This window comes from Microbacterium sp. zg.Y909 (genome assembly GCF_024626565.1).
Window position 1 is genome coordinate 1 of record NZ_JANJFJ010000113.1, and the last position, 12,527, is coordinate 12,527.

The window sequence follows — 12,527 nt, forward strand, 5'->3', positions numbered from 1 at the left end:
GGACGCCAGAAGCTGTGGCTCGGAATCGGCACCGGCGGTCTCGTCATGAGCATGGCGCTGCTGTGGTTCGTGGAGCCGGCCCCCGCGCTGTTCTGGCTGGGCGTGGCGCTCATCTCCGCCGGCACCGTGTTCAGCGAGATCGCCGGCGTCAACTACAACGCCATGCTCATCGGCATCGCGACGCCGCGAACCATCGGGCGCATCTCGGGTCTCGGCTGGGGCTTCGGCTACCTCGGCGGCATCGTGGCCCTGATCCTCGTCGTCGTCTTCTACATGTCGGACTGGTTCGGCCTGAGCGAGGACGGTGGACTGCCCTTCCGCATCATCGCGGTGGGCTGCGCCCTGTGGACCCTCGCCTTCTCGATCCCGATCTTCCTGAGCGTGCCCGAGCCGTCGGCCGGCCGACCCGAGCGACGCGTCGGCCTGCTGCGCGGTTACGGCCTGCTGGTGCGCGACGTCATGGGCCTGTACCGCTCGCCGCAGTCGCGGCCGACCTTCTGGTTCCTGCTGTCCAGCGCGGTCTTCCGCGACGGTCTCAGCGGGGTCTTCACGTTCGGCGCCATCATCGCAGGCAGCGTCTTCGGTTTCGAGTTCCTCGACCTCGTGATCTTCGGCATCGCGGCAAACGTCGTCGCCGGCGTCTCAACCCTCATCGTCGGGCGCTTCGACGACCTCTTCGGACCCAAGACGGTCATCCTCTGGTCGTTGGGCGCGATGGTGCTCATGGCGACGGCGGTCTTCGCGCTGGTGGATGCCGGAACGATCGTCTTCTGGATCGGAGGGCTGGCACTGTGCGCCTGCGTCGGCCCGGCGCAGTCGGCATCCCGGTCGTTCCTCGCTCGCCTGACCCCCGCCGGACGCGAAGGTGAGATCTTCGGCCTGTACGCCACCACGGGCCGCGCTGCGGGTTGGATGACGTCGCTGCTGTGGGCGACCCTGATCACCCTCACCGGCATGACGGCCTTCGGCATCCTCGGGATCGCCTTCGTGCTGCTGCTCGGTTTCGTGCTGCTGCTGCCAGTGAAGGCGCCGCCTCGCGCCGGGTGAGGCAGCTCAGCGCTGACGAGGACGACTGAACCAGCAGCGCGACGGCCGGCCCGGCGCTGATCGTTCGCACCTGCGCGGTCGCGGGGCGGGCGCCAGATGTGGCAAGGAGCGCGTCGCGGGCGCGCCCGGGGCCGTCAGGCCCCGATCGACCCGAGGTCGCGTGCGCCGACGTCGGTGCGGTGGAAGTTGAGGGACGATCGCGACGCCGTCGGGCCCCGCTGGCCCTGGTACCGGTTGCCGTAGGGTCCCGAACCGTAGGGGTTCTCCGCCGCCGAAGACAGCCGGAAGAAGCACAGCTGGCCGATCTTCATTCCCGGCCACAGCTTGATCGGGAGGGTCGCGACATTGGACAGCTCCAGGGTCACGTGACCGGTGAACCCTGGGTCGATGAACCCCGCGGTGGAGTGGGTCAGAAGGCCGAGGCGGCCCAGGGAGGACTTCCCCTCGAGGCGGGCGGCGACGTCATCGGGCAGGGTCACCTGCTCGAAGGTGGCGCCGAGGGCGAATTCGCCCGGATGCAAGATGAAAGGCTCGTTCGGGTCGACCTCGATGAGGCGCGTCAGCTCGGGCTGATCCTCGGCCGGGTCGATGAACGGGTACTTGTGGTTGTCGAACAGGCGGAAGTAGCGGTCCAGCCGCACGTCGACGCTGGAAGGCTGCACCATCTCCGGCATCCAGGGGTCGAGGCCGATACGGCCTTCGTCGATCTCGAGTCGGATATCGCGGTCGCTCAGCAGCACGCGCCCAGCCTATCGGCGCGAGCACGCAGTTGCCTTTGCTAAGCTGACCCCGCGTCGCCTCGGCGATGCACGGGGCTGTAGTTCAATGGCAGAACTTCTGCTTCCCAAGCAGATAGCGCGGGTTCGATTCCCGTCAGCCCCTCCAAATGTCATTTCCAGAGCTAGCTCGGACTGCCTCTGGCTCAGGCGGGCTAGTTCGACTGATAGGGATGCGGTCGTGGCCGTAGCATTTGGGTCGGATTCCGAAGCTACTCCGGACGACCGTCAATGGTACTCCCAGGTCAGAAGCGGTTTCTCTCGCGATCACAGGCCGATTCCGTTGTCGTCGAATGACGAACGGCGTGGTCATCCGTTCGATCAGTGACATGAGTGCAATGTTGCTTAACCACTGATTAAGTGATTGACTCAACCGCATGGAAAGCCATTTCGAGAATCAGCGTGACCCGGCATTCGTGCTCGAGGCGCTCAGCACTGACCGTGGCCGGATCGGCGAACGGATGATGGCCGAAACGTGGTGGGGTGCACCTGCGCAGGGCTTGGGTGTGGCGCTGATCATCGCGGCACCCGCGGCCGGGCTGGCCTGGGCGTGGTTGCCCTTTGTGCTCAGCGTGGGCGTCTTCGTCGGCGTTGAGGTGCTCTTTCGTAAACGCAGTGGCATGGGCATTACCCGTCCGGCTGGTCCTCGCGGGCTCTGGTTGCTGGTTGCGCTCTTCTTGATCATCTGCTTCTCGTTTGCATTCAGCCTGGGACTCGCGCTGTTCGGTTTGACCGGATGGGTGGTTGCCGTCGCTGTGGCTGCGGGTATCGCCGCCGCGCTCATCGTCGTGGCGTATGACCGCGCGTATGCTGCCGAGGTGCGCCGTGCGGGCTGAACCCCGCTTTGACGAGGCGATCCACGCGCCAACCCGGCTGCGTCTGTGTGCGATGCTGCGCCCGCTCGCCCACGCGGATTTCGCAGCGATTGCTGCGACGCTGGAACTCAGTGAGGCGAACCTGTCAAAGACCGTACGAAACCTCGTCGAAATTGGTTATCTCGTCACGAGTAAGCAGGCCTCGCCTCAGCGAACGGACGCGCGCCAGACGACCACAGTCAAACTCACCGCGCAGGGTCGTCGCGCCTTCGATGGGCACCTCGCGGCGCTGCGAGCGATGGCGGGTGAGTAGGGTGTGTCTCCCAGCAGCGTTGCCCAGGTGAGTGCGGCGTGGAGCACTAATTCCGCACGGTAGGTGATGGCGAGCTTGTCTTATCAAGTCGCGAGACCGCGCCACTGCTTAATCAGCGGGAAGGAGCGCTCGACGACGTTGCGGTGTCTGTAGGCGCCTTCGTCGAAGGCGGGTGGTCGTCCACCGTTTCGCCCTTTGTCACTGGCATAGCGGCGATGCCGCTTGCACGCTGTCTCCCAGGGGCCGCTACAGTCGCCGAACCATCGGTCCGACCTAGGTCTGGAAAGGCCGAACTGGGTCTGGATTTGACACCAAAGCCCTCGCGTGCGACCCAAGGTCGTGCGGGAGGGCTTTCGTGCGGTTGCCGTCGGGATCGACGCGCCCGCGGGAGGTCCCGCTGCGCCGGAGGCTCCGCGCGACGCGAAGCGGCGCGCGGAGGGGGCAGTGGCCGATCCCCGTCAGCCCCTCCAACTGTCACTTCCAGACCCAGTCCGGACTATCAAGAGGTATCCGCCGGAGCCTAGAGGCAACGGGGACCGACGATCCGACTTGCGGCCGCGACGGAGAACGTCGGCGGAATCAGCCGGGAAGCCTCTTGAACGCTGCCCGCAACGGCCGCGCCACAGCCCCCATCGTGATGTGGGACCCCAGCGTCATCGACTTCGAGTGATGAAGGTCAGCCACACCGCGCACGGAAGAGAGGGAGCGCTCCACGACCGGGCCACCCGAAGGAGCAGGCATGTCCCACCCCCGCCTATACGCTGGCCATGTGAACCGCCGTAGCCTCACCGCGACCGTCGCCCTGGCCGCCCTCACCCTCACTGGGTGCGCAGCTGCGGCCCCCGAGGAGGATCCGGCGACACCGCCGCCTCCCGCCGCCGAACAGCCCCAGGAGCCGGCACCCACCCCGGCGCCGGAACCGGCCCCCAGCGCCCCGGCGTGGCCGGAGTCCGCCGCCGCCCCCGAATGCGAGGACCTCCTCGACCCGGCATGGGCCACCAACCTCCACGCCGAAATCGACGGCCCGGACACCGAAGGCGAGGTGGAACCGTACTGGATCATCGGCCCCGCCGCGCAGGAAGCGTACGACGCCTCCCTTTTCCTGACCGGGTGCCGATGGGGCATCTACCAAAGCGACGGCACGTTCTCCGTGCACGTGATGGCCACCGCACCGGAAGTGCAGGCGCCCCTGACCGACGCCCTCGCAGCCTCCGACGCCTACCTCGACCGGGATGACGGTTACGTCAGCAGCGACGGCACGAAGGCGATGGTGTACTCCCGAGATGTCACCTACGGAATCGGGATGGGCTACGCACACGCGTTCCACAGCGGACACTGGGTCGTCGCCAGCGGCACACTCCTCAGCCCCGACAGGGCAGCAGAGGTCGCGAACATGGCCATGGCCGCGACCGTGGAAACGGACTGACCCTCACGGCCGGATCGCTCGCCGCCGGACCGACCCCGTTCCGCGGGCACTGATTGAACGGATGCGCGGTGCGTACTGACCGTCATCGCCCGACCCCAGTTGCCGTGACCCTAGCCGCGGTCGTGGTCGCACTCACCGGATGCGCAACCCAGGACGCCGACGTGACACCAGACGAGGCGCGCGAGGCGCTGACGAGCATCATCCACGACACCGCGGATGTGCTCGGCACCGACGGGTGGGACGACGACGGAGACCCCGGGGTGCAGAGTTGCGATGGTGGTAACGGGGTGAAGTGGAGCTATGGGTACTCCGCGCTGCCTGGTGACGTGGACTCTCTGGCGGATGCCGAGAAGGTGGCCGCGCACTGGGAGACGCTCGGCATGTCCGTCCGGGTGAACACCGAACACGACCCCGTTGTCTTCGCCACCGGAGGCTCCCTTCAGGGGGCGAGCTTCTCAACGGGCCCGGCAAGTACGCCATTGGGGGCACGTCGGCGTGCGTGCCGGGGGACGCGAACCAGATCATCGACGAGGAGTACGCGGACTGACCGGGCAGGTTGACGAGGGGCCATCCCCGCGTCACCACTACCTTCCGGTCGTTGTACCTCGACGACGTGCTCGTTCAGCAACGACATCGACCGTGCCGGCATCCTCCGTCAGGGCGACCTCGACGGCATCCTGCCCGACGTCCACGCGGTAGGTTCCGGGATACCCCATCACCTCGACGACACCGTCGGCGTCGGCGGTGACCGGCGTCGCGGCCAGCCACCACTCGCCGCGGATCAGCCCGCGCAAGGCATCGAACGCGGGCTTTCGCGAACCGTCCGCGCGCAGCAGCCCCACCGGGGCGCCGAGCCACGAGCCGTGGTCGGTGATGCCCCAGTACGTGAGCGACTCGACGGCGGGATGGGCGAAGACCGTGCGGTAGTGGCGCACGATCTCGTCAGCTTGCCGCGCCTCGCCCTCCGGCGTCGAGGGCCACTCGTCGACGACGTAATCGTTGAGGTCCTCGATGTGGGGCGGCATGAGGTCGCCGGAGAGAAGCGTCGTCTCGGTCAGCTGCAGCGGCAGCCCGAACCGGGCGAACCGCTCCATGACCTCCCACACCTGCTCCTCGCCGCGGTACCCCTGGTGCATGTGGGTCTGCAGTCCGAGGGCGTCGATCTCGATGCCGGCGTCCAGGCACTCCGCGATGAGCCGCTCGTAGCTCTCCGACAGGTCGAAGTCATTGAGGACGAGCCGCGCGGCGGGATTGGCCGCGCGCGCCTCTTCGAACGCCAGCGCGATCATGCCCAGCCGGCCCTTGCGCTGCGCAAGTCGTGTCACGGCATTGGCCTCGGCGGTGAAGACCGGGAGGATGACCGCCTCGTTGATGGCATCCCACAGGTTGATGACGCCGGCGAATCCGGTCACGATGTCGCGGATGCGTGAGCGGAGAGCCGCCTCGGCCTCATCGTCGTCGAGGGCCAGCAGCCACGGCGGGGTGAGGGTGTGCCACACCAGCGGATGCCCCTTGACCGTGACGCCACGCTCACCGAACCACTCCGCGGTCCGCCGCAGGCGCGCACCGTCGGTGCGGCCGCGCTGGGGCTCATACCCGCGCCAGTAGAACGGCAGCGTCACGGTGTTGAAGAGCTCCAGAAAGTCGGCCGCCAGGCGCTCGGGGTCCGGCTGCAGGGCGCCGCCGAAGAACTCGATCTCCCGTCCGTCGGGTGACTCGGGTGCCCCGCCGATCCATTCCACGAAGTCGAATCCGATGTTGCCGAACCCGAACGCGTGGGCGGTCTGCTCGACCGCGGCGGTGGCACCGGCGAGAGGGCGTCCCGACGCGTCGATCAGACGGACGCGGCCGGTGACGCGGCGATCGCGCGGGTCAGGCAGCACTGGAGCATTCCTCCGCACGCGTCCCGGGGCCGCCGGGGTGCCGGGTCGGCGATATGTTCTCGGCGCTGAGGTCCATCCCCCCATACTGGCTTGCCCGTCGCGACTTCGTCGTCGTGATTCCGGGGAAGCAGCGGAACCGCGCGCGATTCCCCAGCCGGCGTCAGTCGACGCTGAGGTTGAACGCGAGGGCGAGTTCTTCGATCCGTCTGGCCCTGCCGAGTCGGGGCAGATCGCTGCCATCGCGGACGACACCACCCCGCTCGTCGAAGTCGGCGAGGAACCCCCGCGCCCAGGCCACGTCGGACCGGGACGGGCTGAACGATTCGTTCACGACACTCGCCTGCTCAGGGAAGAGGCAGAGCTTGCCCGTCATGCCGTGGGACACCCCGACCGCCGACTGCTCCCGCAGCAGCGAAAGCCCGGGAGTGACGGTGGGACCGTCGATGGGACCGGGGAGCCCTCCGATGCGGGATGCCACGACAAGCCGCGACCGAGGGTATGCCATCGCCAGATCATCCGCGCTCGCGCCGGTGTCGCGCCGATAGTCGCCGCTGCCGAACGCCAGACGCATGACGCCCTCCGCACGCGCGATGGCGACCGCCTCTTCGATCCCCAGCGCGGACTCGATGAGCGCGACGACGGGAACCGTCCTCCCGAGCGCCACGAAGGTCTCCGTGGCGGCGGCCGCCGATTCGACCTTCGCGAGGACGACGCCGCGGAGCCCCGGGGAGCCACGCAACTCCGCGACGTCGTCGTCCCAGTGCGGGCTCTCGCGACAGTTGATGCGCACCCAGGCGCTGTTGGCCGACAGCCAGGCCACGACGTCGCGCCGAGCGGCATCCTTGAAGGAGGGGTCAACGGCATCCTCGATATCGAGGATCACTTCGTCCGCATCGCCCTCGGCCGCGGGGGTGAACCGCTCGACGTCACGCGCCGAGACGAGAAGCCACGAGCGGGCGAGATCGCTGGTCAGGGACGGGGTCGGGCACGTCGCGACGGAGGGAGCGGTCACAGACTCACTCGCCGATCTTCTCTGCGGCAACCGGAGCGGCATCCGACGCGGGCCCGATCCACACCGTCTTGATGTTGACGAACTCGCGCAGACCGTAGTCGCCGAGCTCACGGCCGTACCCCGACGCCTTGATGCCGCCGAAGGGCAGACGGGCGTCCGAGACGACCATGCCGTTCACGAACACGGCACCCGCGTCGATGCGACGCGTCAGGGTGCGCGCGAGGTCCAGGTCCTGCGTCCACAACGCGGCTCCGAGACCGAACTCCGTGTCGTTCGCCAGCTCGACGGCGTGCTCGACGTCGCGCGCGCGGATGATGGCGGCGACGGGACCGAACGTCTCCTCCTCGAACGCAGTGTCCCCCGGCTCGACGTGGTCGATGATCGTCGGCGGATAGAAGTAGCCCGGGCCTTCCAGGGGCGCGCCGCCGAGCTTGAGAACGGCGCGTCCGTGCTCGAGAGTGCGGAGCACCTGGTCATGGAGCTCATCACGCAGGTCGCCGCGCGCCAGGGGGCCGATGTGGGTGTCGCCCTCACTCGGATCGCCGACCTTCAGCGCGGATGCATGCTTCACGAAGGCGGCGACGAACTCGTCGGCCACCGACTCCTCCACGATGAACCGCTTCGCGTTGACGCAGCTCTGCCCCACGTTCGTGAAACGCGCCTTGACGGCCACCCTGGCGGCCTGCGCGATGTCTGCCCCGGCGAGCACGATGAAGGGGTCGGATCCACCCAGCTCGAGCACCTGCTTCTTGAGGGCCTTGCCCGCCTGGGATGCGACGATCCTGCCCACCTGCGTGGAGCCGGTGAGCGTCACCGCGGCGATGCGGTCGTCCTCGATGAGTCCGGCGACGCGGTGCGACTCGATCAGCACCGTGGTGCAGAGCCCTTCGGGCGCGCCGGCCTTGCGCACGATCTCCTCGACGGCGAGCGCCGACTCGGGCACGTTGTTGGCGTGCTTGAGGAACGGAGCGTTACCGGCCGCCAGGGCAGGGGCGGCGAAGCGGAAGAACTGCCAGAACGGGTAGTTCCACGGCATGATCGCGAGCACGACACCGAGCGGATCGAACACCACCCCGCTTTCGCTCGCGTTGGACGCGATGGGCTCATCGGCGAGGAACGCCGGAGCCTGCTCGGCGTAGTAGTCCAGCGTGACGGCGCACTTCTCGATCTCGGCGCGGGCTTCGGTGATGGGCTTGCCCATCTCACGCGTGATGATCTGCGCGTACTCTTCCGCGCCCTCTCGCAGCACCTCGGCGATGCGGGTGAGAAGTGCGGTGCGCTCCTCGACCGGAGTGCGACGCCACACGCGCTGCGCGCTGACCGCCGCAGTGAGCTTCTGATCGACCTGGTCGGCCGTGTGCAGCTCGAAGGTGGCGATGGCCTCTTCCGTTGCCGGGTTGACCGACGTGATGACCATGAATGTGCCTTTCTCGGGGCGGGCGTCAGAGCAGGGGGAACGCGAGGGGGCTCACGCGTCGAACACGATCATCGGCTTGCCGATGGCTCCGCCCGCGAACTCGCGGTAGGCCCGCCCGCCCTCGCTCAGGGGATAGCGCGTGCTGATGAGCGCGTCGAGGTCCACGCGGTTGTCGACCATGAACCGCGCGATGTCGATCTGCTCCGCCTTCGTGAAGGTCCACGAGCCGTAGATCGTGAGCACCTTGCGGATCACCTCACCGCGGATGTCGATGCGGCTCGGCGCACCGTTGCCGATGTAGCTGCACTTCCCGAAGTAGGAGAGCACCTCGAGCGCCTGCTGGCGCGCGACCTCCGCTCCCGATGTCTCGAGGGATGCCGTTGCGCCCCTACCGCCGGTGACCTCCGCGACCGCGGCGACGACGTCGGTCTGCAGCGGGTTGATCGTCACGTCGGCACCGAGTTCGCGGGCGAAGTCGAGCCGCTCGTCAGAGATGTCGACCGCGATCACGCGCGCGCCCATCGCCTTCGCGCTGACGACGCCGCTGACGCCGACCGGCCCCTGGCCGAAGACGGCGACGGTGTCCCTCCCCGAGATGTCCATCTTCTTCAGGCCGTTCCACGCCGTGCCGGTGCCGCAGGCGATCGCCGCGCCCGCCTCGAAGGAGAGCTCCTCGGGAAGGTGCACGAGCGTCCTCGCGGGCACCGAGATGAACTCGGCGTGTCCGCCGTGGGCGCCGGTGCCGTACGTCACCCGGTCGTTCGGGCATGCCTGCTCGAATCCCATCGCGCAGACCTCGCAGAATCCGCACCCCGCGTAGTGGTGGACCATCACCCGGTCACCCACGCGCAGCCCCGGGGGGACCCCGGGTCCGAGCTCGACGACCTCGCCGGCCGGTTCGTGGCCGGGGATGATCCCCTTGCTGCCGGCTTCGTCCCGGTACCGCGGCAGATCGCTGCCGCAGACGCCGGACGCCCGCACTCGGACGACGGCCTCGCCGGCACCAGCCTGGGGATCCGGGAAGTCCCGGACCTCCACCGCTTCGCCGCCGGTGAACACCAGACCCTTCATCGGTTCCTCCTCAGACGCATCCCGTCAACGCCCCGCCCGCCGGTCATGCGTGGGCCGCGAACGTCGTCGTGACCGACTTCTCGCGGGTGTAGCTGATGATCTCCTCGAGGCACGACTCCTTGCCCAGGCCGCTGAGCTTGAAACCGCCGACGGGGATGCCGCGGTCCTTGCGTCCCGACTCGTTGATCCAGACGAAGCCGGCATCCACCTTCGACACGATGCGGTTCGCCCGCCCCAGGTCGTTCGTCCAGATGCGCGCGGTGAGGCCGAATTCGGTGGCGTTGATCTGCTCGATCATCTCGTCCTCGTCGCTCCAGCGGCACACCGCCATGACCGGGCCGAAGACCTCGTTGTGGAACAGGCGCATCTCCGGCGTGACACCGTCGAAGACGGTCGGCGCGATGAAGTAGCCCTCGTCCCGACCCTCCGGGCGGCCGCCGCCGAAGATCAGGCGCGCGCCATCCTCCTTGGCCTGCTCGATGTGCGTGAGCACCCGGTCGAAGTGGGCCTCGAAGGCGACGGGGCCCATCTCGGTCCCCTCCTCCCGCGGGTCGCCGATCTCGATGCCGCGGACGATCTGCTCGAGCTCCGCGACGAACTCCTCGGCGATGCTCTCGTGCACGAACACGCGCGAGTTCGACTGGCACGACTGCCCCATGGTCTTGCGCATGTTCATGCCGTTGATCGCTTCGCGGGCGGCGAGCTTCGGGTCCATGTCCTCGCAGATGATCATGGGATTCTTGCCGCCGAGCTCCAGCGTCACGTGCTTGATGTGCTCGGCACCCGCGCGCATGACCGCCTGGCCGGCGGGGACGCTGCCGATGAACCCGATGCGAGGGATCTTCGGGTGCGACGAGATGGCGTGGCCGACCTCGATGCCGGTTCCGGTGAGCACGTTGAGCACGCCGGCGGGGAACAGATCGCCCACGAGCTCCGCCAGGGCGAGCGGCCCGAGCGGTGCCTGGTCGGGCGCCTTGAGGATCACGGCGTTGCCGGCGGCCAGGGGTGCGGCGACCTTGGCCGCCGCGAAGTTGAAGGGGTGGTTGAAGGGGATGATCCGCCCGACCACGCCATACGGCTCCCGCAGGGTGTAGGCCAGACCCCCGGCCGGAGCGGGGATCGTGATGCCCTTCACCTCGCCGGCGATGCCCGCGAAGTACTCGATCTCGTCGGCCGCACGCAGGACGTCCCGACGTGCGGCGGAGATCGGGATGCCGGCGTTCTCGACGTCGATCAGGCAGAGCCGCTCCACGTCGTCGCGAATCCGCTTCGCCATCTCGCGGAGCACGCCGGCCCGCGCCGTCCAGGACAGCGCCCGCCACTGGGCGGCCCCTCGCTGCGCGGCGCGGACGGCGTCGTCGACGTCGCCTGCCGTTGCCGCGGTCACTCGCGCGATCTCGCGCCCGGTCGTCGGGTCGAACGTCGCCATCGGCGGGTTTCCGCCGCGCCCATGGGTCCATTCGCCACCCACGTACATCGGTCGTACGTCGGATGCTGACAGATCGGTCATTCCCACTCCTTTGATGAAAGAACTTCGAAATTCGTCGACGCCGGGGCGCGCACACCTCACGGCAGGGCGATCTCCTGCGAGACCTGTGCACGCGAGCTGTTGCGCGGGTCGAACACGTCGCGGAACCACTCGCCGATGACGTTGACGGACATCACCAGCGCGAAGATCGCGATGCCGGGGATGGTCGCCAGCCACCAGGACGAGCCGATGTAGGCGCGGCCGTCGGACAGCATGCCGCCCCACGTCGCCTCACCGCCGGTCACACCCAGTCCGAGGAACGACAGCGACGCCTCCATGAGGATGATCGCGCCCAGCTCCAGCGAGGAAAGGACCAGGATCGACGGCAGCAGGTTCGGCAGCAGGTGCTTGACGATGATCTTGGTGGGCGAGACGCCGAGGGCCCGCGCCGAGAGGATGTACTCCCGTTCGCGCAGCGACATCGCTTCGCCGCGGATGGGGCGGGCGAAAACCACCCAGGCCACCAGCACCAGCGCGATGATCAGCTTGTCGAGCCCTCCGCCGAGGGCTGCGACCAGGGCGATCGCCAGGATCAGGAATGGGAACGCCAGCCAGATATCGGTGATCCGCATCATGAACGCGTCGAACCGACCCCCGACGTACCCGCTGATCACGCCGATCCCGACGCCCAGCACGACGCCGAAGATGAGCACCACGAACCCGATGATGAGGGTGATGCGCGCACCCCCGATCAGACCCGACAGGATGTCGCGGCCCAGGTGATCGGTGCCGAGCAGGTGACCCTCGCTTCCCGGCGGGGCGAAGCGGTTGGACAGGTTCTGCGCGCCGTAGTCGTAGGGGGTGATCCACTGACCGAAGATGCCCACGAACAGGAACACGAGCATGATGAGCATCGGCACCGCCACGAAGATCGGCGGGCGGGCACGCTTGCGCTTGGCGAGCCGCGTCGTGACCACGCCCGTTGCCGGGCCGCGTGCATCGAACTCGGTGCGCGGAACGTAGATGGATGATGTCATTTCTCTCTCCGATTCCGCTTCACTTCGCGTACTGCACGCGCGGATCGAGCCACCCTTGGGCGACGTCGGCGAGCAGGTTGCAGAGGATCACCATGATCGTGGCGACGAGCACGGCACCCTGGACCACCGGGTAGTCGCGGGCGCTGATCGCCTCGACCAGGAGCGCTCCGAGCCCGGGCCAGCTGAACACGACCTCGATGACGAGGGTGCCGCCGAGCAGGGTGCCGAGCTTCGAGCCGAAGACGATCACCGTCGTCGGCAG

Annotated in this window: 13 protein-coding genes and 1 tRNA gene; 6 read left to right on the forward strand and 8 right to left on the reverse strand. The window is 68.1% G+C overall.

Going from position 1 to position 12,527, the window contains the following annotated elements:
* The coding region (locus NQ160_RS10145; RefSeq protein WP_257515123.1) for an MFS transporter at nucleotides 1-1,047 on the forward strand (1,047 nt) is incomplete at its 5' end.
* Between the two features lie 134 nt (nucleotides 1,048-1,181).
* Here NQ160_RS10145 and dcd read toward each other — a convergent pair.
* Nucleotides 1,182-1,787, reverse strand: a complete 606-nt coding sequence (gene dcd, locus NQ160_RS10150) for a dCTP deaminase (protein ID WP_257515124.1) — start codon at nucleotides 1,785-1,787, stop codon at nucleotides 1,182-1,184.
* A 71-nt stretch (nucleotides 1,788-1,858) separates the two neighbouring features.
* Between dcd and NQ160_RS10155 the strand changes: the two genes are divergently transcribed.
* The 5 genes from NQ160_RS10155 to NQ160_RS10180 all read left to right on the forward strand — a co-directional run bounded on the left by NQ160_RS10155 (nucleotide 1,859) and on the right by NQ160_RS10180 (nucleotide 4,937).
* A tRNA-Gly gene (locus NQ160_RS10155) sits at nucleotides 1,859-1,932 on the forward strand.
* A 268-nt stretch (nucleotides 1,933-2,200) separates the two neighbouring features.
* Nucleotides 2,201-2,659, forward strand: a complete 459-nt coding sequence (locus NQ160_RS10160) for a hypothetical protein (RefSeq protein ID WP_257515125.1) — start codon at nucleotides 2,201-2,203, stop codon at nucleotides 2,657-2,659.
* Nucleotides 2,649-2,951, forward strand: coding sequence for a transcriptional regulator (locus NQ160_RS10165; protein WP_257515126.1), 303 nt, complete (start codon nucleotides 2,649-2,651; stop codon nucleotides 2,949-2,951). The genes NQ160_RS10160 and NQ160_RS10165 overlap by 11 nt, the downstream gene beginning before the upstream one ends.
* Before the next feature lie 769 nt (nucleotides 2,952-3,720).
* The gene (locus NQ160_RS10175; RefSeq protein ID WP_257515127.1) at nucleotides 3,721-4,377 is read left to right on the forward strand and encodes a hypothetical protein; all 657 of its coding nucleotides are present in this window, start codon (nucleotides 3,721-3,723) and stop codon (nucleotides 4,375-4,377) included.
* Nucleotides 4,378-4,499: 122 nt separating this feature from the next.
* Nucleotides 4,500-4,937 carry a hypothetical protein gene (locus NQ160_RS10180; protein WP_257515128.1) on the forward strand — a complete coding sequence of 146 codons (438 nt, stop codon included), beginning with the start codon at nucleotides 4,500-4,502 and terminating at the stop codon, nucleotides 4,935-4,937.
* Between the two features lie 24 nt (nucleotides 4,938-4,961).
* Here the strand turns inward: NQ160_RS10180 and NQ160_RS10185 are convergent, their stop codons facing one another.
* The 7 genes from NQ160_RS10185 to NQ160_RS10215 form a co-directional block, all read right to left on the reverse strand.
* On the reverse strand, nucleotides 4,962-6,260 hold the full coding sequence (locus tag NQ160_RS10185) for an endo-1,4-beta-xylanase (RefSeq protein ID WP_257515129.1): 1,299 nt from the start codon (nucleotides 6,258-6,260) through the stop codon (nucleotides 4,962-4,964).
* A 160-nt stretch (nucleotides 6,261-6,420) separates the two neighbouring features.
* The gene (locus NQ160_RS10190) at nucleotides 6,421-7,314 is read right to left on the reverse strand and encodes an HpcH/HpaI aldolase/citrate lyase family protein (RefSeq protein ID WP_306813313.1); all 894 of its coding nucleotides are present in this window, start codon (nucleotides 7,312-7,314) and stop codon (nucleotides 6,421-6,423) included.
* Complete coding sequence (locus NQ160_RS10195) at nucleotides 7,277-8,689, reverse strand: NAD-dependent succinate-semialdehyde dehydrogenase (RefSeq protein ID WP_257515131.1); 1,413 nt, start codon at nucleotides 8,687-8,689, stop codon at nucleotides 7,277-7,279. Before NQ160_RS10195 ends, NQ160_RS10190 begins: the two co-directional genes overlap by 38 nt.
* 51 nt (nucleotides 8,690-8,740) lie before the next feature.
* The gene (locus NQ160_RS10200) at nucleotides 8,741-9,760 is read right to left on the reverse strand and encodes a zinc-binding dehydrogenase (protein ID WP_257515132.1); all 1,020 of its coding nucleotides are present in this window, start codon (nucleotides 9,758-9,760) and stop codon (nucleotides 8,741-8,743) included.
* A gap of 43 nt (nucleotides 9,761-9,803) precedes the next feature.
* Entirely contained in the window at nucleotides 9,804-11,270 is a 1,467-nt protein-coding gene (locus tag NQ160_RS10205; protein WP_257515133.1) for an aldehyde dehydrogenase family protein, read from the reverse strand.
* A gap of 56 nt (nucleotides 11,271-11,326) precedes the next feature.
* Nucleotides 11,327-12,265: an ABC transporter permease gene (locus NQ160_RS10210; RefSeq protein ID WP_257515134.1), complete on the reverse strand. Its 939-nt coding sequence runs from the start codon at nucleotides 12,263-12,265 to the stop codon at nucleotides 11,327-11,329.
* 19 nt (nucleotides 12,266-12,284) lie between these two features.
* A partial coding sequence (locus tag NQ160_RS10215) for an ABC transporter permease subunit (RefSeq protein ID WP_257515135.1) occupies nucleotides 12,285-12,527 on the reverse strand: 243 nt, incomplete at its 5' end.